Annotated in this window: 11 protein-coding genes; 4 read left to right on the top strand and 7 right to left on the bottom strand. The window is 60.3% G+C overall.

The features are described from left to right. Positions 1-26: 26 nt before the first annotated feature. From J3R75_RS19175 to hisI, 4 genes are read right to left on the bottom strand one after another with little or no spacing between them, the layout of a single operon-like run. A complete protein-coding gene (locus tag J3R75_RS19175; RefSeq protein ID WP_307265198.1) occupies positions 27-1013 on the bottom strand; it encodes an ABC transporter permease in 987 nt (328 codons plus the stop codon). 3 nt (positions 1014-1016) lie between these two features. Beyond that, positions 1017-2522 (bottom strand): sugar ABC transporter ATP-binding protein, encoded by a 1506-nt coding sequence (locus tag J3R75_RS19170; protein ID WP_307265197.1) that lies wholly within the window; start codon positions 2520-2522, stop codon positions 1017-1019. Between the two features lie 50 nt (positions 2523-2572). After that, positions 2573-3445 carry an ATP phosphoribosyltransferase gene (hisG, locus tag J3R75_RS19165; RefSeq protein ID WP_307265194.1) on the bottom strand — a complete coding sequence of 291 codons (873 nt, stop codon included), beginning with the start codon at positions 3443-3445 and terminating at the stop codon, positions 2573-2575. Positions 3446-3494: 49 nt separating this feature from the next. Continuing rightward, the gene (gene hisI, locus J3R75_RS19160) at positions 3495-3878 is read right to left on the bottom strand and encodes a phosphoribosyl-AMP cyclohydrolase (RefSeq protein WP_307265192.1); all 384 of its coding nucleotides are present in this window, start codon (positions 3876-3878) and stop codon (positions 3495-3497) included. 133 nt (positions 3879-4011) lie between these two features. On the opposite strand from hisI, the gene J3R75_RS19155 reads away from it, so the two are divergent. The 3 genes from J3R75_RS19155 to J3R75_RS19145 all read left to right on the top strand — a co-directional run bounded on the left by J3R75_RS19155 (position 4012) and on the right by J3R75_RS19145 (position 7363). After that, entirely contained in the window at positions 4012-5103 is a 1092-nt protein-coding gene (locus tag J3R75_RS19155) for a bifunctional GNAT family N-acetyltransferase/GrpB family protein (RefSeq protein ID WP_307265189.1), read from the top strand. Further along, positions 5090-6358: an acyltransferase domain-containing protein gene (locus tag J3R75_RS19150; RefSeq protein WP_307265187.1), complete on the top strand. Its 1269-nt coding sequence runs from the start codon at positions 5090-5092 to the stop codon at positions 6356-6358. The genes J3R75_RS19155 and J3R75_RS19150 overlap by 14 nt, the downstream gene beginning before the upstream one ends. A 795-nt stretch (positions 6359-7153) precedes the next feature. Continuing rightward, the gene (locus tag J3R75_RS19145; RefSeq protein WP_307265183.1) at positions 7154-7363 is read left to right on the top strand and encodes a transposase domain-containing protein; all 210 of its coding nucleotides are present in this window, start codon (positions 7154-7156) and stop codon (positions 7361-7363) included. A 142-nt stretch (positions 7364-7505) separates the two neighbouring features. Here J3R75_RS19145 and bamE read toward each other — a convergent pair whose 3' ends face one another. From bamE to J3R75_RS19130, 3 genes are read right to left on the bottom strand one after another with little or no spacing between them, the layout of a single operon-like run. After that, on the bottom strand, positions 7506-7967 hold the full coding sequence (gene bamE, locus J3R75_RS19140; RefSeq protein WP_307265181.1) for an outer membrane protein assembly factor BamE domain-containing protein: 462 nt from the start codon (positions 7965-7967) through the stop codon (positions 7506-7508). Beyond that, positions 7964-10114 (bottom strand): hypothetical protein, encoded by a 2151-nt coding sequence (locus J3R75_RS19135; RefSeq protein ID WP_307265179.1) that lies wholly within the window; start codon positions 10112-10114, stop codon positions 7964-7966. Before J3R75_RS19135 ends, bamE begins: the two co-directional genes overlap by 4 nt. Then, positions 10111-12699, bottom strand: coding sequence for a hypothetical protein (locus J3R75_RS19130; protein ID WP_307265177.1), 2589 nt, complete (start codon positions 12697-12699; stop codon positions 10111-10113). Before J3R75_RS19130 ends, J3R75_RS19135 begins: the two co-directional genes overlap by 4 nt. A 1108-nt stretch (positions 12700-13807) precedes the next feature. On the opposite strand from J3R75_RS19130, the gene J3R75_RS19125 reads away from it, so the two are divergent. After that, entirely contained in the window at positions 13808-21079 is a 7272-nt protein-coding gene (locus J3R75_RS19125) for an FG-GAP-like repeat-containing protein (RefSeq protein WP_307265175.1), read from the top strand. Positions 21080-21145 lie beyond the last annotated feature (66 nt).

Below are 21145 nucleotides of genomic sequence, written 5' to 3'. Positions count from 1 at the left end.
GTAGTGGCGCGCATACCGCGCCGTGCTCAGCGCTGGCGCTGGATCAGCACGGCGATGATAATGACGACGCCCTTTACTGTACCCTGTAAATTGACGGAAACGCCCCACATGTCAAGAACATTGGAGACGATGCCGAGGATTAGCGCGCCAGCGAGGGTGCCGATCACTGACCCGCGGCCGCCAGCCATGGCCGTGCCGCCGATGATGGCGGCGGCAATGGCGTCGAGTTCGTAGGACAGGCCGGCGGTGGTCGAACTCAGTGACGACAGGCGCCCACCCAGCATCACCGCGCTGATGCCGGCGAGAAAACCGGCGATGACGTAGGTGCTGAATTTGATCAGGTTGGTGTTGATGGCTGCGTAACGGGCGACCCGTTCGTTGGAGCCGACGGCGCAGATGTAGCGACCGAGCCGCGTTTGCTGGAGGATAATGGCGCCAATGATGGCCAACACCAGCAGCAGCCAGGCGGGCAGGGGAATGCCAAGGATGATCGCGCCGCCAAAACGGGCGAAGAGATCGTGCTTGCTGGTCAGCAGCCCGGCGTTGGCAATGTACAGCGTCAGCGACCGGAAAATGGACAGCGTGCCCAGCGTGACGATGAAGGGCGGGATCTTGCCGACGGTGATCAGCGCGCCATTGAGTGCGCCGCAGGACGCGCCAACGGCGATGGACACGACGATGGCCACCGCGACGGCCAGAGCCGGGTTGTCGCAGTGATTCATGGCGATGATGCCGACGCTGCCCGCAAAGGCCAGCAGCGAGCCGACGGAGAGGTCAATGCCGCCGCCAATGATGACGAAGGTCATGCCGATGGCGATGATGCCGCTGTAGGAGATCTGCCGCGTGATGTTGATCAGATTCTGCGGGCGGCGGAACGACGGGCTGGATATGGCGCAGGCGACGAGCAGCACCGCCAGCGCGATGTAGGGCCCGTAATCGCTGAGCCAGCCGAGCGCGCGCTGGCGCCAAACGGCAGATGCTGCGGACGCTGAAGATGGCTTGGCAGTGGTCATGGCTTACTTGACTCCCGTCGCCAGATACATGATTTCTTCTTCGTTGATGTGGTCGCCGCTGACTTCGCCGGCGATGCTGCCGGCGCGCATGACGGCGATGCGGCTGCACATGCCGATGACTTCTTCGAGGTCCGATGAGATGAGCAGGCAGGATATGCCCTGGTCCACCAGTCGGCGAATGAAAGCGTAGACTTCGCTCTTGGCGTTGATATCGATGCCGCGAGTGGGCTCGTCGAAGATGAAGAGCTTTGGCGCGGTATCAAGGCCCTTGGCAATGGCGACTTTCTGTTGGTTGCCGCCGCTGAGACTGCGCAGTGGCGCGTCGTAGCCGGGCGCCTTGATGTGGAAAGCGTCGATGTAATGCCGCGCCCGGGCATTTTCGCGGCTTTTGCTGATGAAAGGCCGGCAGTACTGTCGCAGAGAGGAGAGTGTGACGTTGTTGGCGACAGAGAAGTCCACCAGGACACCGCTGCCCTGGCGGTCTTCGGATAGATAGGCCAGGCCGGCGGCGATGGCCTGCGCCGGCGATGCTGGTCGGTAGGGCCGCCCGAAGAGGGTGATGCTGCCCGACTGCACGGGATGCAGGCCATAGAGCGTCTCGGCCAATTCTGTGCGGCCGGAGCCGACCAGACCGGCAAAGCCGAGGATTTCGCCGCGGCGCAGGCTGAAGGAGACGTCGTGGAGCAGTCCGGTGACCCGGAGGCCGCGCACGTCCAGAATGCATTCGGCGTCGGCTGGCGGGGCGCCTTTGGGTGGGAAGAGCTGGCTCATATCGCGGCCGACCATGCGGCGGGCCATTTCGGCTTCGTCGAGGGCGCTGGCCGGGTCGTGGCTGATGAACTGGCCATCGCGGAGGACGACGACCTCGTCGCAGATATCGCGGACTTCCTTGAGCTTGTGGGAGATATAGAGAATGCTGGTGCCCTGGTTGCGGAGGCGTCGCATGACGGTGAAGAGCGTAGCGACTTCGCGCTGGTTGAGGACGGTGGTTGGCTCGTCCATGATCAGCAGCCGGCAGGGGCTGGTGAGGGCCTTGGCGATCTCGACCATTTGTTTTTCGGCGACGCTGAGGGTGGCAATGCGCCGTTCGGGGTCGAGCTGGGCGTTGAGGGTGCTGAGGAGCTCGCGGGCCTTGGCGCGCATAGCCGGGCGGTCAAGCAGCCCCCAGGCGTAGCGTGGCTCGTGTCCGAGAAAGATATTCTCGTAGACATTGAGATCGCTGACCAGGTTGAATTCCTGAGGGATGGTGACGATGCCCTTGGCGATGGCACCGGCGACGCTGAGATCGCGCAGCTCCTCGCCCAGGAAGACAACACGGCCGCCGCTGGGCTGCGTCATGCCGTTGAGGCACTTGGTGAAGGTGGACTTGCCGGCGCCATTTTCGCCGATGATGCCGAGGATGATCCCCGGCCTCACCTGGATTGAGATGCCGCTGAGCACCGGCACGCCGTCATAGGCCTTGGCCAGGCTATCCGTTTCGAGTAGTATGGCAGCGGCTTTTTCCGGCATGACGCAATATGGGCCCTGGGGCCGCGAATACTGGCGGGCAGCGTGAGTGGTTAGAGAACGACCTTGTTGAGGGCGTATTCGACCAGGCCTTCAGCGCCGGCCTGCATGAGCTGCGGAATGATATCCCGCGCGACATACTCGTCAATGACGGTGGTCAGTGAGAACCAGTCCTTGTCCGACAGATTGGCGACCGTCGGCCGCTGCAGGGCGGGGAGGATGTTGAGCACTGCGTCGAGATTGTCCTTGTGGACATTGAGCATGAGCCCGATGCGCGATTCGGCGGCGAGGACGGCCTTGAGCAACAGCGCCAGCTTGTCCATCTTGGCGCGTTTGAATTCGTCTTTGGCGGCGTCCTTGTTGGCGATAAAGCGCGTGGTGGTCTCGCAGAGTGTATCGACGATGCGGAGGTTATTGGCGCGCAGGCTGGAGCCGGTCTCGGTGATCTCGACGATGGCGTCGGCCAAGTGTGGTGGCTTGACTTCGGTCGCGCCCCAGCTGAATTCGACGGTGGCTTCGACGCCGTGCTTGGCCAAGTAACGCTTGGTCATGCCGACAGCCTCGGTGGCGATGCGTTTGCCGGCCAGGTCCTTGGGGCCGTGAATGTCGGAGTCGTTGGGCGCGGCCAGCACCCAACGCAGGGGCTTGCGGCCGACTTTGCCGTAAACGAGTTCGGCGATTTCCACGACGTCGGAGCCATTTTCGACGATCCAGTCATGGCCGGTGAGGCCGCAGTCAAGCAGGCCTTCCTCGACGTAGCGGGACATCTCCTGGGCGCGGATGAGCACGCATTCGATTTCCTTGTCGTCGATGGACGGGTAGTAGGAGCGGGACTGGATGTCGATTTTGTAGCCGGCGCGGCGGAACATATCGACGGTGGTTTCTTCCAAGCTGCCTTTGGGTAGGCCTAAGCGAAGCACTGCCATGGTGTGGTCCTCGGGGTGAAGTGACGGCGGCGGGTAGGGTAGCCCGTGCTTATTTCTTGTAGACTTTTTCGGGATCGAAAACGCGTTTGCCAACGACGCTCAGGCTGCCATCGGCCTCGACTTTACGGAAGAAGCAGCTGCGGTAGCCCTCATGGCAGGCGGCGTCACCGACCTGTTCGATTTTGAAGATGACGGTGTCCAGATCGCAGTCGACGAGGATTTCCTTGACCTTCTGGATATTGCCGGAGGTCTCGCCCTTGATCCAGAGTTTTTTGCGTGAGCGGGTCCAGTAGGTGGCCACGCCGGTTTCGAGGGTCTTGTGCCAGGCTTCTTCGTTGATGTACGCGAGCATGAGCACGTCGCCAGTCTGCCAGTCCTGGGCAATGGCGGGGATGAGGCCGTCGGCACTTTTGGAAAAATCGAGTTGCAACATCGGGGTATTTCCAGTTTGGAGGTTGGATTTGGGAATGAGAAACAAGTAATGTATTGTTTTTCAGTGAAAGTGCAACTGGCGCGACGGCTGATTTCAGGTCGTCGCCTCACTTCGTTTGGGGTGGATTGGCCTTATGGACATACGACAATTGCGGCTCGTGGCAGTGCGCGAGCATCCGGAGTTGGCCACGTTGGCGATAGATGCTTTCAGCGCCTGGTGGTCAGACGAGCAGCGTCGCGACCTCTATGACGATTGCATTCGCCACAGCTTGGACACGCCGTCGCCACTGCCGCGCTGGTATCTGTTGCTTGCTGGCGACGAGGCCATTGGCGGCGCTGGCATGATCAGCAACGACTTTGTCAGCCGGATGGACTTGTGGCCCTGGCTGTGCGCGGTCTATGTGGCCGAGCCCTATCGCGGCCGGCGTCTGGCGGGCCGGCTGATATGCCGCATCAAGGCCGACGCGCAGGCAGCGGGCTATGATGCGTTGTACGTCGCCACGGACTTGCGGGGCTTCTACGAGCGCTATGGCTTCACGGAGATCGGCGTGGGTTATCATCCCTGGGGCGAGCAGTCGCGGCTGTTCAAGGCGGCGTTGCCGACGCTCTCCGAGCGGGTGCAGCGGGTACTTGCCGACGACGTGGCCGTCTGCGATTACGACCTGCGCTGGCCAGACCTGTTCGCCGCCGAGAAAGCGCATCTGGAGAGTCTGGTGCCCGAGGGCTATTTCCGGCGCATTGAGCATTTTGGCAGCACGGCCGTGCCGGGTCTGGCGGCCAAGCCGGTGATTGACCTGCTGCTTGAGGTTGAGTCGCTGGCGGAAGCACGGGAGCTGCTGCCACCCATCCTGGAGGCCGAAGGCTACGACTATTTCTGGCGGCCGACCTTTGGCAACGACGGCGGCCCCTGGTATTGCTGGTTTATCAAGCGCGGTGAGAATGGCGAACGCCTGGCGCATCTCCACGTCGTCGAAAAGAGTTTCGCTGGCCACTGGCAGCGCCTGCAATTCCGTGATTATCTGCGGGAGCATCCCGCCGTGGCGCAGGACTATGCGGACTTGAAACGCCGCCTGGCAGCCGATAATGGCCACGACCGGGTGGCATACACGGACGCCAAGGGCGATTTTATTCGCCGCATTACGGCATTGGCTTGCGGCGTGAATCCGCAGGCGGAGGATATTGACAAGCGCCGGCCGGCGCAGAAGGACGACGATGAAAAGCGCTGAAGAGATCTTGCAGGAACTCGGCGACACCAGCCAGCTGGCCAATGTCGCCCTGCATTGGGACGAGGCCATGGCCGAGTATCCTGCCGGCGGGCCGCATTTTCTGGCGGCGGATTTTATCCGCCGCTGCTGCGCGGCGACGGGTATGGATGCCGGCGTGGAGGCCGAGCTGCTTGCGGTCGCTGCGGTGGTGCGTGCGGATGAGTCGCTGGCGCAATTGGCTTGGCATTGCCATTGGCGGGTATTTCGCGCACTGGCGCCCTGTCCGCCACAGCAATGGCCGGAGCCGGCGTGTCTCGGGGAGCGGCGCGGGCTGTTGTTTTTGCTGGCGGCGATTGCTTACGTGCCCATGGTATACGACCACCATCAGCGGCTGGGGGTGCCGGAGGCGACTACTCGCGAAACTCTGCAGCAGGTCGCCCATTTCTGCAATTACAACTACCGCAGAGGCTACGGTGGCCGGCCGGGCATCTATCTCAACCAGATGAGCTGGATGCGCCATTACACGCGTGAGCCGTATTTCCGCCTGGGCCGGCTGGAATTCTGGCTGGAGCCGATGAAGCGCGATATGACTGTCTATCGCCACCGCCAGACGGGGCAGGTGGTCGCTTTCCCGCCGGCCGGCACTCGTTTCAGCGCCGATGGCTACCGCTATGCCCGCGAAGAAGACTACGCCGGCGAGGACAGCTGGCTCTCGGAACTGAGTTTCGCGAATGGCTGCGTCTGCGGCACGCCCATTTCGCCGCACGGTTACGCCCGCCGTGAGAAAGTCGCGCTGTCCCTGGCGGACTGGGAGCTGGTGCTGAGCAAAGGCGACGACAGTCTCAGCATGCACATTCCCTCCGGCGGCAATATGAGTCTGGATGCCTGCCGGGACTCGCTGCTGCGTGCCCGCGATTTCTTCCGCAAGTATTTTCCCGACCGGCCGGTTCGAGCCGTCAATTGCGCGTCGTGGATTTTCAATAATCAGCTGCAGGAGATCCTGCCAGCGACCGCCAACCTGGTGCAATTCCAGCGTGAGCTCTACTTGTGTCCCGTGCCCAGTTCCGCCTGGGACGGTCTGTGGTTCGTTTTCCTCAAAAATGGCCCTTTCGATCTCAAGGACGCGCCACGGGACACCGACCTGCAACGGCGCATCCTCGACTTCCTTGCCACCGGCCGCCGCTGGCGTGCCGGCGGCATGTTCTTCCTCCTTGACGACCTCGACCGCTTCGGTAGTCAGCCCTATTGCGCCGACGCCGAGGCATTCCCGACATAACGACGACGCGGCAATTCACGCCGCCGATCGAAGATTTTTTTATCCGCAGATTACGCAGATTAGCGCAGATTTTGGCGGCCTGTCTTGCCGCTGCGCAGCAATTCACGCCGCCGGTAAGAAGGCGCAAAAGTTCCGTGGCCCACGGCTTGCCGTGGGCTTTTTGCTCCACATGCGAAGCCGCGAAGACGCGAAGAAAGCTTTTTTATCCGCAGATTGCGCCGATTTACGCAGATGGCGGCCTGTCTTGCCGCTGCGCGGCAATTCACGCCGCCGGTAAGAAGACGCGACAGTTCCGTGGCCCACGGCTTGCCGTGGGGCATTTGCCTCACGCGAAGCCGCGAAGGCGCAAATTTGTCGGGCGACCGGCTGGTCGCCCCTTTGCTGGCGGCATGTCTTGCCGCCGCGCGAGAGCGATCAATACTGGGCGCTCTGGATCGACGCCATCGCCCTGGTGCCCGTGCGCTAAATCCCAAACGCTGCCGGCACGGCTACACCCTGGCCGCGCCAGCAGCGTTCGGCTTGCACCCCTGAACAGGAACGCACGAGGCGCTGAACGACCATGCCCTGACCAAATACGATCTCATTGTGCCTTGGAGCGTTTATCTGGTCATACAGAACCGGTGCTGTTCAACCGCCGGATGCGGAAAACCGCATGTCCGGTGGAGTGGAAGGGCGCGGGGGGCAATCCCCGTTGCCCCATCCGATCGCCGCCGGTAAGAAGGCGCGCAGGTTCCGTGGCCCCACGGCTTGCAGTGGTAACATTGACAACAATCCAGCCGAGAACGCCATCCGCCCATGGGCACTCTGAAGCAAAACTGGCTCTTCGTCGGCAACGAACGCGGCGGCGAAAAATCCGCCATCATCGCCAGCCTCGTGGCCACCTGCAAAGACAACCAGGTCGACTTCAAGGCCTGGCTCGAAGACGTCCTCACTCGCCTCGGCACCACCCGGCATGACGACATTGACTCCTTGCTGCCACACAACTGGACTCCCGCACGCAACTGACACTACCCGCACACTATCGCGCCACCGCCCCGATCCGCCTCACGCGGAACGGGGCTTTTCGCGTTCAGGTGCTAATGACATCACGCGAAACACATGCGGGGATATGGGCTGGGCGAGCACTTACCTTTCAGATGACCTCTCCTTATTTCGTTCCTATGTCTTTATGAAAGGGAGTATTTTCACCTATTACGCGTTCCACTTTTCCATCGAGATCAAAACAAACCGCTATAGACTGTTGGTTAACCTCGTTTCGGCTGCCAGATTTTTTGTCTTGTCGCAATAAATAAAAATAAAATGATCCCGTTATAGTTCCATTCTTTATCGTGTTGTAGACAGGAGATATAAGATCAGGTTGTCCCAACAACTTGACAACTTCTTCTTGACCCATACCTAATTTTACTTTGGAAGAATTACACTTTATACGCTCCGATCGCTGTTTGTTCGCTTCATATGGATAAGTAATTTTTTCAAACTCAGAACGCTTTGCATCAATTTCGTTCGCAAAACTCATAGATTCTACACCTCTACCAATTCCGTATACAATTATTAACCATCCGCAACATGTACCAATAAATTTTAGATTAGTATTCAGCGTTTTACTCATGGCAACTCATCCTCCTTAAGTAAGTTAACATCATTTACCATTGAATTTTGAAAACTATGACAATTCTGCCCGAATGGCCACGACCACGTGCCAGAATAGCCATTTGCGAAATCACGAACATCGGCTAAAACCTCCGCAATAGTTCTCACATGAGATATGATGTATGTTTGGATACATTCTTCAGCTGTATTCCCGTGATGTGGATCCATAGTCGTCGTTCCGCCAAACGGTGCAGGGAATCGGCCGTTTAATATGCCAGGTACGGATGTTAGAGTGTCCAATATATTTACATATCTGTCAGGCCACCATCCATAGCTTTCGGTTCCATTAAGTTCTGCCCACCAGTGTCCATACTTATCATCACCGTTTTTGAGGCTTATATTCTTTCGCTTAAGAACGACAGTAACCTTCAGATAAGCCACAATTTTCAATGTGAAACTATCTGAACATGATGGAACAACATTATGTGTTGCTGTAACGGTATAAGTGCCTTCACTTTCTGAATCGTACTTATAAGTATCTGAAAAAGTTACTGTTCCACTGCTAGTATCCAAAGCAGCAGTGGGAAAACCGGTAATTGTCCATGTGAGATTATTCGTAGTACTATCAGAAGTTAATAGACCACTCGCGTCATATGAACCTTCTTCCTCCCATTTGACTTTTTTCTCTACCTCTGTGAAGGCAACCTTAATGATAATCACTCTTGTCGTCTTCTGGGATGCGCCGCAGGTGCAAGTCAAGGTATGGACTGCGGGAATAGTTAGGTCGATGGTTCGAGACAGTTTACTGTTTCCTGTACCTCCGGTCAAGGTCCAGCTATTGGGGAGGTCGGCCTCGGCGACAGCTGGCTCAGGGGTGGCATTGACGGTCACGACGCCGGTGTCTGCGACAGCAACCACGAAGGTCCGTGTGTCGGGGTTGTCGTCGCCATCGTCTATTTCCTCGCCGATGTCTGGCTCCAGGCTTGTAACAGAGAGAACAATCACCTCCGTCGTCTTTTTGGATGTGCCGCATTCGCAGGTGATGGTATGAATACCTGGCGCGGCGCGGTTGATGGTCCTTAAGAGTTTACCAGTTCCAGTGCCTCCAGTCAAGGACCAGCCGGCGGGCAGATCGGCTTCTGCGACACTTGGATTAGGGGTGGCATTGACGGTCACGACGCCGGTGTCGGCGACAGCGAGCACGAAAGTCCGGGTGTCGGGGTCATCGTCGCCGTCGTCAATTTCCTCGCCGAAGTCCGGCACAAGACTGTCGACAGCGACGATGGTGATCTGGATTGCGTCAAGAGGATAGGGATCGTCGTCGGTGGTTCCGCGCTCATTGGGTGGTTTGGGATAGGGACTGTCATCGATCACAACCGATATCTCAGCCGGCTCTGTCGTTGGCGTATCTGATGCTGTCCAGGTCACGCTGTCGCCGACAACCCCTTCGCCAAGCAAAGCCTCGGGACGATTCCAGCGTGGGCTGTTTGGCCCCTTGAGATCGTCAAGGTAAGTCTTGACGTCGACTCCTTGGCGCCGGTCGTATTCGGAGTCATTGGGAAGCTGGACAGAGAACGTGACATCTTCGCCAACGGCAGCACATCGCGGCGCTTCGATGGTGGCGCTTTCGGCGTACATCGAGATTGAGTGATAGGTATCCCAAACAGGCGAGTGGATTTTGAACGTACTACTGTCGTGCGTGCCCACCCCGTTCCCCGCCGTGCATTCCACTGTCACCTCGACTTTCAACACAACATCCTCTGTGTTGCCTACAATAAACTCAATTGTTACGGAGGATGACGTTGGGTCGCAGCCCTCGGCGAACCTGGCTCCGCTCCCAGATAGAGACCATTCGATAGTTGTCGCAAAAGTGACGCCCCCGTCTTCTTCGTCTTCGCCTTCGCCATCGCCTTCGCCATCTTCCTGCTCGACCTCCTCATCTTCTGGCGGAGGGTCATCCGGCACCTCAATATCCAGCGTGTACGAACCTTCGTCATAGGTGCACGTGTACGACTGCGTATAGGAGGGATAATCGGGCGGAATGACAAGAGTGTGTTCAGAAGCGCCGGCAATGACCACATTTGACAATGTCGCGTATGTGTATGTAACGATTTTCGCCCACGATAAAACCGGAATGAAAAGCAACAGCAGCAATAATGTCCTCATGGCTTTCTCCCTTCCTGTGGATTCAGTTGCGCTTCCATTGTTTGCCAACGCTTAAGCAGGATATTTCGCCCTTTTGCGGATATGGCCGCAGCTGGCACTTTGTCGAGCCAGACTTTTGCCTCCTTGAATTTTCTCTTTTTTTCAAATGCCTTCGCCGTGCGCAAAGCCGCCACGCCGCAATCGGCCTCTGAGGCTCCGGCGGCCACAAGCCTCTCATGAAGCCGGATAAGCTGGTCAGGCGCGAAATCTATTCGTCCCGAAAGAGCAAGAAGACAGTTTCTGGCACGACTGGCCACGGCTTCGTCACCGGCTTGGCGGGCATCATCCTCCAGTGAGTCGAGTTCAGCGATGGCATCTTCGGACTTTGCTTCGCTCATGATTTTCATTGCCATACAAAGCCTGGTGGCCAGATGGACGGCGGGCGGCAGTTGTTTGAGCTTCGCCAATCTTTGGGCTGCTTCGCGCATGGCCGTGGATGTCACCCGCCAGTCGTCAGCTTGGGACAACGCGAGCAGTTCCGCGGCGGATGGCGGTTTGGCTTGCTGGTCAAGGAGAGCAAAATAACGACGCCAAAGGATGTCGAGTTCATGGTTGCCGGGCTGGTGCCAGGCCAGTGATGGCTGACTGGCGGCCCTATCTGCGAAAGAGTCCATGACAAGCCGGTAAACATCCTCGGGATTGGCATAGTTGGCCAGGGCAGCCTCCAGGGCCTTGACCCCATGAACAGGCATTCCGGTCAAACGCAGGAGCTGGGATTTCATCCAGTGCCGCGCTGTGCTTTCTGGCGACACGACCGCTGTTGTTGCGGAAAGAGAGTCCAGCAACGCGTCGCTTTCCGCAAGCAACGCTGGAAAGTCCGTTGGCGTGGCGGATGCGAGGGCAAGTCTCAGAGATGCGTAGCGAGTCGCCAAAGTCTCGTTCTGTCCGGCAGCAGATAAACAAGCAGGCGGATCAGGCAGGGACGGGGTATCCAGAAACACTCCCGATAGAAGCACATTGATGCTCATGTTTCGCCATATCCGAAATTGAAGACTGGCGGGCCCGCTGACTGCGAAGCGCTTATACAATCCACCGCCAAAGTTGCGGACATGCGTTACGCAAAGAAGCCGCTGCTCGGCATCGGCGACAGTGACGGTGTAAGCTCTGTTTTGTTCGTAGTAGTGGTAGTCATTGACGAAATACAGTGAGAGGAGATGAACGCCTTCTGGGATGCGGCAGGTGAGTAGCAGGTCGGGGCCCGTCCCCAGTGGGTGTTGCTCGCCATAGTCGTCGCGGTTGGCGGCCATTCGCGTCCGGCGCTGCGGATTCCACAGCGCGGCGGCATCGTTCACTGACTTGCTGGTCACCCACAGCCTGCCTTTTTCCGAAGGACTTCCAGTTCTGAAACGGTATTTCAGTTTGTCGCCGAGCCCGCCGCAATAATCCGTGCGAAAATTATGGGCGGCGAGGAGGTGGAAATCCATGCCGTAGCCAAGGGGCCAGTTTCCTCGGGTGGATCGGTCATCATGCAGCGGAACAATCGGCCTTTGTTCCTGTGGGGCACGTTCCATGTCCCTCAATACCGCCAATCTCTTTAGGGCATATTCGGCTTCTTTCCGGTGCCAGAGAACGGGGGTATTGGTGAGTTTGCGAAAAGCCTCTCCTGCCTGGATCAGCTCAAGGGAGGCCTCCAGGCTTTCGGCCAGGGCCAGCAGCACTGTTGAGGCCAAGACTGGGCAGGCGGAGGGATGGCAATTTTGCAGGCGCGAGGCGGCTTCGCGAAAATTTCCTTCACCCATGCAAGCCAGACCATCAATGTAGGAAAAATACTCGGCAAGAGGAATTGTGTTGACTGGCGGCAACGCACGGATGAGCCCTTTTGCTTCGCGATAATTTCCTTCACGGAGAAAGGCGCTGGCCGTCTGCCAATGACATAATAGACGCCAGGAAGTGGGCAGACCGGACTCGCTTAATGCGATGAAAGGTGCCGCCGTGCCGATGTCCGGGCGGTAGGTGGCGGCCAGGGCTTGGTTCCAGGCGGCGCTCAGCGTCTCGAGCTTTTCGGGCGGGCGGGCGTCGGCGGGAACGAGCGAAACGAGGCATTGGTTGATGCCGGCCAACGCGCGCTTGGTGACGTCCGCTGCAGGCGGCTTGGCGACCAGATTGAGCTGGCGCTGGTTTTCCGCCAGGCGGGCGGTGGTGGAAAAGCAGCGGTCGAGACCGCTGTCGAGAGCGCGGAGAAAAAGTGCGAACGCCTCGCGCGGCTGCTTCTCGGCCAGCAGCAGATCGGCGGTGTGCACTGCGGTTTCACGCATGCCGGGAAAATCGACGGCCAGATTAAGCCGTCGCCGGTTTGCGGCGATGACCTCGGCCGGGTTTCCCGCGGCGGCCTGCGCGGCGGCTGCTTTCGCATGGGCGTGCTGGAGGGCATCGGTGGCGCCGTCCATCTCCACCCGATTGCGTGAATAGTGGCTGGCCTTTTTCTGAGCTAGCGCCGCCATGCTGGCTGCGGGTGCCATGTCCGCCGCTTTGAGCCACTGTTCGGCGGCCTCGTCCAGGCGACCCAATGCGGCCAGGGCATCGCCAAGGAGATTGCCGGCAGCCATGGCGGCATCATCGGTGGTTTCTGGGGCCATGGCCTCCATGGCGCGCAATGCCGCAAGGGCTTCGGCGTGGCGTTCCAGCCCCAGTAGGCAGCGACCGAGCAAAAGAAGACGCTGGCGTTCGCTGAGGCCGTCGGGCGGGGCGTCTCGCCACGATTCGAGCACCGGCAGGGCTTGGGCGAAGTGCCGGTCCTGGAGCAGCTGCTCAAGCTCGGCTAGGGCGTGAGCGCTGCCGGTGACGGGAACTTGGAGCGATGCTTGGACGGGGGGGGGGCACGGCACCGGCGCCTTGGCCGGTTGGTTCGGCCCAGGCCAGCGCAACCAGCGGCAGAACGGCCAAGTGGGACAGCCAGGCGGCCCGCAGCGCGCAGTGCGTCGTCCGTCGCGTCATGTGCCTCTCCTCCAGAACGATAGTGGCCGTGAACGGAAAACGATTAACAGGAATGTGGACGCGTTGTCGCGAAAAGACAATTTTCCCAACTAAAAAAATAATCGGGTGTGGGTCCATCGCGTCGGCCAACGCGGCCAATTTTTCTCACGCGAAGCCGCGAAGGCGCGAGGAAGGCTTTTTTATCCACAGATTCCGCAGATTAGCGCAGATTATGGCGGCCTGTCTTGCCGCTGGCGCGGCAATCCACGCCGCCGATTCTAAGTCGCAAAGGGGAGTCTTTTTCCCTCACGCGAAGGCGCGAAGACGCGAAGAAAATTTTTCTATCCACAGATTCCGCAGATTGCCGCAGATTATGGCGGCCTGTCTTGCCGCTGCGCGGCAATCCACGCCGCCGATTCTAAGTCGCAAAGGGGAGTCTTTTTCCCTCACGCGAAGCCGCGAAGAAAATTTTTCTATCCACAGATTCCGCAGATTAGCGCAGATTTTGGCGGCCTGTCTTGCCGCTGCCCAGCGATTTATGCCGCCGGCTTTAAGGCGCTATTGTTGCCTCACGCGAAGCCGCGATTTTATTTAGTTCGTTCTGGGTTGGGACTCTACTTGCTGAGTCACTGGCAAATGAGTATGCTATTCATGTTACGTGTTGGTGCTAGGTATTGCCTGTTGAATGAGTGATTGACGCGAGTCGCGACGATTGGGCTAGCTGACGCAGGAGGAGTTTCCATGTGGCGAGCGAACCGTTTTTGGCGAATAGCAATGTGCGTCCCTTGCCTGTTGTTGGCTTGTGTCTTGGCAGCGCCGGCACTGCTGGCGCAGGAGCGGCCGACGGGCGTATTGGACTTGTCAGAGGCGGAGAAGGCGCAGGTGCTGTCGGGGTTTTTGGAATGGACGCCGCCAGCGGGGGGCACTCGCGCCGAATTGCCAGACAAGGTCATGAATCTGGCGCATTTGCCGACGGTGAACAGCCAGGGCCAGCTGGGTATTTGCGGATCTTTTGCGGTGTATTACTACCTCAAGACCTACTATGAAGCCAAGGCCAAGGGCTGGGGCGGTCGGCCGAATCCGGCGACGACGCCGGAGCGGGTGTTCAGCCCGGCCTGGGGGGTGTTGTCGGCGCCCCATGGTGTAAAAGGCACGGGTGAGACGTCGGAGCCCGAGGGTGCGTCGCCCCTGCGGGCCATTGAGGCCATCAGCGCCAGTGGCGCTCTGACGTGGGCGGAAATGCCCTATAGCGATAATGCCAGCGTGGCCTCCGAGGACAAGTTCTACCGTCAGCTGCCGTCGGTGGCGCAGATGAAGCAGGCCTTGCGTTACAAGGGCCAGCCGGGCGTGATCCTCAACAACATCAATTCGACCGGCGGCTTGCAGGCCCTGAAGCAATTCTTGGCCGATGGCAATATCGCCGTGGCGATCTGGAACAGCCCGCTGACGGTGAACTTTGACAGTTATCCTGATGCCAGCTCCCACGTTGAGGTTGGTGGTGAACAGATCGGCGATGTGAACAATGGCGTGTATGCCTGGCCGAGTGACGAGGGTGGCCGGGCGCCCTCGCACGCGGTGAACATCGTGGGCTATGACGACACCAAGAGCTATCGGAATCGCGCCGGGGAAGAGCGGCAGGGTGCGCTGTTGATTGTGAATTCCTGGGGGACGAATTGGGGGCTGAGTCCGGCTGCTGGCGTGGAAAGAGGCTTCATGTGGTTGGGCTACGATGCGGTGGAGGAATACGGCAAACTGGGGTCGCAGGTGTACTCGCTGGGTGCGCGGGCCGAGTTGTACCAGCCGGAGCTTTTAGGCACGATCAGACTTGAGGACAGCACTGGCGATAATTGGCTGACAGCTATTATGGGGTACAAGGCATACTGGCCGGGGCTGCTATCTTTTACGGCTAATGGCCGGCCGCTGGCGATGCGCATCAGCGGCAACAACTACATCACCAAGAGCAACACGGCCCTGGCCACGACGATGGATTATGTGCTTGATCTGTCCGCCATGGCGGCGGAGCCATTTCCCAGCTTGGGTCTGCAAGCGGGGATGGCGACGGCGGATGCGGTGGGCAAAGTCGTTGGCCTGGCGGTTGAGCGTTACCGCGTTGAAGCGGGTGGGGTGATCGCGGAGGAAATGGCCGTGCCGGAGGTGGACTTCACCGTGCAGCGCTTCAGCGCCAGTTATCCGAGCTTCAAAGCGACCATCGCGATGCTGCAGCGGCGTGAGGACAGCGGCCTGGAGGCGCTCCATCCCCAAAGCGGCAGCGCCGCCTGGGGTGACGCGGACGGTGATGGCTTTCCGGACCTGGCGTTGTCGGTGATACAGAAGAATGCCGAGGGCAGTCTGGAACTGCTGCATCGTTTGTATCGCAATAACGGTCGTGGGCAGATGGCGAGTTATGAGCCACTGCCCATTCCTGCTACAGACCCGACGGTGTTGCGCGCTGGCCTGGCGGCAGTGGCCTGGGCGGATATGGATAATGACGGCGACCTTGACCTGGTCGTCGGCAATGCCGCTGGCTGTTATGTGCTGAGCAACGACGGCCACGGGAACTTCCTTCTGAAGCAGACCTTGGATTATCCCATCGTTCCGGGTGCCATGGCTTTGGCTGATATTGATTGCGATGGCCAGGTAGATATCGTTTTTGCTAATAGCGACGGCGCGGGCGTATTGCGCCAGAATGCCGACGGTAGCTTTACGCATTTTCCCATCAGCGCGCGGCGGGTGAGTAATTTTGGGTATGGCATTTATGCGCCGGCGTTGGCCTGCGGTGATGTGAATGGCGATGGCCTGGTGGACGTGGTGGCTAGCGGCGCGGCTTCGGCATCGGCGTTGCCGGCGTTGATCTGGTACGAGAATCTTGGCGGCATGAGCTTTGCGCCGCGGCAACTGCCCTTATCGCGATCAAACCATTTTGCCGTGGACATGGCTGATGTGGACGCTGACGGCTGTGATGACATCCTCTACAGCGGTGACAGTGGCTCGGGCATGCGCCTGGGGGTCTTGCGGGGACAAACCGATGGCTTGCCGGTGCCCGTTGCCATGCCGTCCGGCTTGACGGGTATCTGGGGTGGGCGGGCGCTTTGGGCGGATTTGGACAACGACGGTCGGCCCGAGGCGTTGGTCACTGGTGTGAGCAACAACGGGCTGAGCTCCAGCGGCGGCATGACGTCCTTCAGTTATGGTGAACTGGACCGCTTTCCGGTCCAGGATTACTATGACAACCACCTCTGGGTTTTGCGCTGGGACCATGACCAAGCCTCCTTTTCCGAGGCAGCCATGGGGCTGCCAGGCACCGTGGGCTTTGCCGGACCGGCCCTGTTGACGGCAGCCGACGTGGATGCCGATGGCGACATAGACCTGTGGACGGCCGGTGTCTTGACGACGCTGTCCAATGTTTTCTATGCTCAAGGACCTGGTGATGATGTGGCCGGGGCGTATTTCTATGAGAATCGCGCCCGGGGCTTTTTTAGCGTACAGCGGCTGAATGCGGCGCCGACCGCGCCGACGGGTTTGACGGCGGCGGTCTTGGGTTCTGGCGAAGTCCGTTTCAGCTGGACGGCAGCCAGCGACGCCGAGACGCCGGGTGATGGTTTGCGCTACATCCTGCAGCTGGGCACGAGCTCCGGTGCGGGTGACCTCTGTAGTGGCGTGCTGCCCGTGCGTGGCCAGGGATTGCTGAAGCAGCCCGGCGTGGTGATGACGCAGCTGCCAGCGCAGACGCTATTCTGGCGGGTACGGGCGGTGGACGCCACGGGCCGCTTGTCTGCCTGGAGCACTGAGACGACGCTGGTCTCGCAGGGGCAGGGCGTGTTGCCCACGCCGGGCGAGCCTTTGGCAGAGCAGGGCCTGCCGAAGGTGGTTATCTCTGTCACTGGTCTGGACAGTCAGGGCAGTACTGCCGGTGGTTATGCGTACGGCAGTGGCTACACATCTGCTAGCGGGGGAATCTTTGTCAGTGAGGCGACGTACGGCAGCACAGTGCTATTGCTGGCGACGCCGCGGGCTGGGTGGCGTTTTTCGCATTGGGAGGGGCCGGTGATGTCGCCACTGGCGCGCAAGACGACCATGCTAGCCAGCGGGGATATGACCGTCACGGCGCGCTTCATTCCCGACGACAGCGTCCTGCGCACGGCGGCGACCCACTCGGCCCTGCGCGATCGCGCCGGGCAGGTGTGGGCATGGGGCGATGAGGAGGCTAGTGCGGCCAAGGTCGGTGATATTTGGCGCCGCGGCGCTGACGGCATGGCCGCGTTGGCCGCGGCAAGCAACGCCTACTGCCTGGAGCTGACCACTTCGGCGACCTACTATGGCGAGCGCTACGGCTACGCCAACAGCTCGGATGACGATGGCAAGAATTTTATGCGTGACAGCATGATGGCGGTACGGGATCTAACTGGCGCGAGTTGGTGGCCCTGGCCCGCGTATCCTGAGAAAAGCATTGGCTTTTGGGCTGGTGGCGATGGCTACGTGGCCAGTCATTTGGGCACTTATACGCAGGAATGGAACAGCCTGTCCTTTGGTGGAACGGCTTCGGCGCTGTATCCGTACACGACCTGGACGGTATCGCAGTACGATCCCAATGTGGTCAATCGCGGCGTAGTGCAGGTGGCGGTGGGTGAGCTGACGGCGCTGATCCTTGGGCAACAGGGAGAGCTCTACGCTATTGGTGACAACCTGTCGGGGCAGATCGGCGACGGCACGACCACGACCTACACGGATATCGCGCTAGTGCCCGGCACGCTTCGTTTCAAGGCAATAGCGTTGGGTGAAGACCGGGCGTTGGGCACGGCATTCGCGTTGGGGTTGGATTTCCATGGGCGGCTGTGGGCATGGGGCAGCAATGCGTCTGGGCAATTGGGCACGGGCAGTTACGACCAGCAATCATCGCAGCCGCAGCTGGTGGCGGGCATAGCCTCGCCGGTGCGGGCGATGGCGGCGGGCGCCAGCCACGCGCTGGCGGTGACCGAGGACGGCCTGCTTTACGCCTGGGGCGCTAATGCCAATGGCCAGGTCGGTGCCGGTGATGCTGATGGCGATGGTGTGCTCGATGACCTGGTCGTGCGTGCACCGCGGCAACTGCCGGGATTCACCAACGTGACCAGCATTGCCGCCGCGAAGAACCACTCGCTGGCATTGACCGCGGATGACGAGCTTTACGGCTGGGGCGACAATGGCGTTGGCCAGCTCGACGGCGTGCCTGGTGACGACCGCTGGACCCCGCAGTTGATTGTCAATGCGCCCAAACGTAGCAATGGTGCCGTAGCGCTGACAATGGCGGTGCGCGCGGCCAGCGATGCGCCGGGCGCTGTGAGTGACTATCCCGGCATGGGCACGGTGTCACCGCCGGCCGGCGAATACCAGGCGCGACTTGGCGCCACGCTGGCGATAGCGGCCATTGACGGCGAGCGCTACGCTTTTGATCATTGGGAAGGCCCGGTGGCCGCGCCGACGGCGCGAGAAACCACCGTGCTGATGGCGGAGGCCACGAACGTAACGGCGGTCTTTGTGTCTAGTGTCACTGATCTGACTCTGACCATGGCGGTTACGCCAGCGGGCGCGGGCACAACCGCACCGGCGCCGGGGGTGCATACTCGTACAGCCGGGCAGACGACGGCGGTGGCGGCGGTTCCCGCCTTCCAGTATAGCTTTGCGGAGTGGGAGTCGGTCAGTGATCTGGGCGATCACGCCGGTGACGCGGCTTTTGACCTGTTGATGAACAACGACACGCAGCTGACGGCGCATTTTGCGGCGCGGCCGTTCACGACCACGGCGAAGCTTGCGGTCGATGGCGGTTCGACCAATCTCAATGCCGATGGCACAGTGAGCTGGACCGTTCGTGAGCAATATTTCAATGGGAAGTTTTATGAGTATCGCTATGTCACCTACCGTGACACTCTCGGCGGCATTGGCGTGCGGGCGGTGGATGTGGTCGGCGACTACTTGGCCCTGGGCAACGACGGGCGGCTTTACACATGGGGGCGTAACAGCAAGGGGCAGTATGGCATTGGCACCGTAAGCAATGAGAACAGGACCCCCAATCAGTGCGTGACCGTGTTGGGGCCGGATGGCCGCGAGGCTTTTACAGACGCCGTGGCCATCTATTCCTTTGGGGCGACCCGTTTTGCCCGCCGGGCCAATGGCCGTCTCTATTATTGGGGTGAAACGCCCGTGAGCGGCGTGACGCAGAGCCGCCCCATTGAGGTGCCGGGGCTGCGCGAGGACAGCGCGATCATCAATATCGCGCTAGCGACAAGCAACGAATGGATCGACGATGGTAGCTGGTTTGGCACGACTGTAACCCACAGCACCTATCTACTCCTCTACGCCGACGGCACAGTTGACGCCTGGGGACAGCGCCTCTTCACGGGCAGCGGTGAGGACCACGACCGGGCTCAGCCAGTGCCCGGCCTGGCCGGCATCACGGCTATCCAAGGCGGCAGTAATGTCGCTCTGGCCCTGAGGAACGACGGCAAGGTGCTCGTGTGGGGTCGCAGTGACCCGTATTATAGCTACCAGGGCGAATTGGGGCTGGGTGAAGACATTCGGGAGCAGGTCGTGCCCACGCCCATTCCTGGTTTGGCAGCCATTGAGCGCATCTTTGTCATGAGTTCCTGCTGTTACGCCGTGGACGCAAGCGGCCAGCTGTGGGCCTGGGGAAACAACGGCGGTACGATGGCGGCATTGGGGCTCACGGAGCCGGCAGACGCACCGCCCGGTGCAGTATTCAGCCCGCTGGCGCATCCGACGGCGCCGAAGGACATTGTCCGTATGTCGGGCTTTAGCAGCAATGTTACGGCGATCACCGCGGCGGGCGTGGTGTGGAACTGGGGGCGCAACGCGAATACATTTGAGCCCTGGCCGGTGGAAAATACCGCTGCCGGCATTGTTGATCTGACTCCTCCCGCGCACTGTCGTTTGACGCTGGTGGTGGACGACCGGGTCGAACCCTTGCTCAGCCTGGCGGCGGGCATCAAGGTCTTCATGGCCGGTGATATACTGCAGATTATGGCCAGCTCGACGGCCGAGAGCCGCTTCGGTGGCTGGTATCTGAACGGGGCGCTGCACAGCGGGAGTGCCTATCTCGAGTATGAGATCACGGGCGACGTCGTGGTGGAGGCCCGCTATGACATCACACCGCCGGTGCTGATGCTGCCGGGGACGACGGTTGCGGCGGGCACGACGGTGTCGTTGCCGTTGCTGCTGACGCAGGCGATCACGGCCTTTGAGGGCCTTGATCTGCTGGTGACTTTTCCCGACGAACTGCAATTCCATGGTGTAGACGGCCAGGATGCCCAAATCAGCGAAGACGGCGTACTGTCCTACTGGGCGGCGCCCGCGTTCGCCGAGGCGGCCGGTCGGGCGGCGGTGCGGGTGACGGCGCGTGAACGTACGGCGGTGTTCAGTGTCAGCGACGTGCCGCTGCTCAACCTGCGTTTTCAGCTGCCCTTGACGGCGCAGGGTAGCTATGAGATCGTGGTTAGCGGCATTCGCGGCGGCGCGGGCCTGTCGCGTAACCTTGGTCTGGCTGTTGATGTGGCGGCGACGACAGCGAGCGTGCTGACGATCGACACGGAGGCGCAGGTTTTCGCAAGTGGCTGGATGTGCTTCACTCCTTTTGGCGAAGGCCCAGCAACCATTGGCGCACTGCTTGATACGCTAACGATGGCGGGTGCGACGGTAAGCATCAGCGAACCAGGCTGGTATTGGGACGCGACTGCCGGCATATGGCGCGCAACACGGGAGCTACTGCCGAACCGACCACTGTGGCTCTACGTGGAGAGCAGCGGTGCGGCAGTATTGGATTTGGCGCCGCTGCCCTACGGCAGCACTCTGCGGCGTGGCTGGAATATGTTGTCGGTGCCGACGGCGACGCCCGTGCCGGCTGGCGCGCTGGCGCTGTGCCGTCTCGGTCGCTACGCCTACGTGCAAGAGTCCTCGGGCGAACTGCTGCCTGGACGGACCTACTGGCTGCTGTGGGGCGGGGAGCCCACGTCGTTCCCGTGATGAAACAAACCTTGGAGCGGTGTTGCCGCCGTGAAGACATACAACAGAACAAGCTGCGGGTGAGGT

Origin of the sequence: Oligosphaera ethanolica (assembly GCF_030814695.1) — a bacterium.
Lineage (GTDB): Bacteria > Verrucomicrobiota > Lentisphaeria > Oligosphaerales > Oligosphaeraceae > Oligosphaera > Oligosphaera ethanolica.
Note: the sequence above shows the minus strand (reverse complement) of the source record. Positions and strands in the feature narration are given on the sequence as shown.

Bases quoted from the DNA above. Each gene is read 5' to 3' on its own strand.
- J3R75_RS19175 (WP_307265198.1), bottom strand. From the start codon at position 1,013: ATGACCACTGCCAAGCCATCTTCAGCGTCCGCAGCATCTGCCGTTTGG.
- J3R75_RS19170 (WP_307265197.1), bottom strand. From the start codon at position 2,522: ATGCCGGAAAAAGCCGCTGCCATACTACTCGAAACGGATAGCCTGGCC.
- hisG (WP_307265194.1), bottom strand. From the start codon at position 3,445: ATGGCAGTGCTTCGCTTAGGCCTACCCAAAGGCAGCTTGGAAGAAACC.
- hisI (WP_307265192.1), bottom strand. From the start codon at position 3,878: ATGTTGCAACTCGATTTTTCCAAAAGTGCCGACGGCCTCATCCCCGCC.
- J3R75_RS19155 (WP_307265189.1), top strand. From the start codon at position 4,012: ATGGACATACGACAATTGCGGCTCGTGGCAGTGCGCGAGCATCCGGAG.
- J3R75_RS19150 (WP_307265187.1), top strand. From the start codon at position 5,090: ATGAAAAGCGCTGAAGAGATCTTGCAGGAACTCGGCGACACCAGCCAG.
- J3R75_RS19145 (WP_307265183.1), top strand. From the start codon at position 7,154: ATGGGCACTCTGAAGCAAAACTGGCTCTTCGTCGGCAACGAACGCGGC.
- bamE (WP_307265181.1), bottom strand. From the start codon at position 7,967: ATGAGTAAAACGCTGAATACTAATCTAAAATTTATTGGTACATGTTGC.
- J3R75_RS19135 (WP_307265179.1), bottom strand. From the start codon at position 10,114: ATGAGGACATTATTGCTGCTGTTGCTTTTCATTCCGGTTTTATCGTGG.
- J3R75_RS19130 (WP_307265177.1), bottom strand. From the start codon at position 12,699: ATGGCTGCCGGCAATCTCCTTGGCGATGCCCTGGCCGCATTGGGTCGC.
- J3R75_RS19125 (WP_307265175.1), top strand. From the start codon at position 13,808: ATGTGGCGAGCGAACCGTTTTTGGCGAATAGCAATGTGCGTCCCTTGC.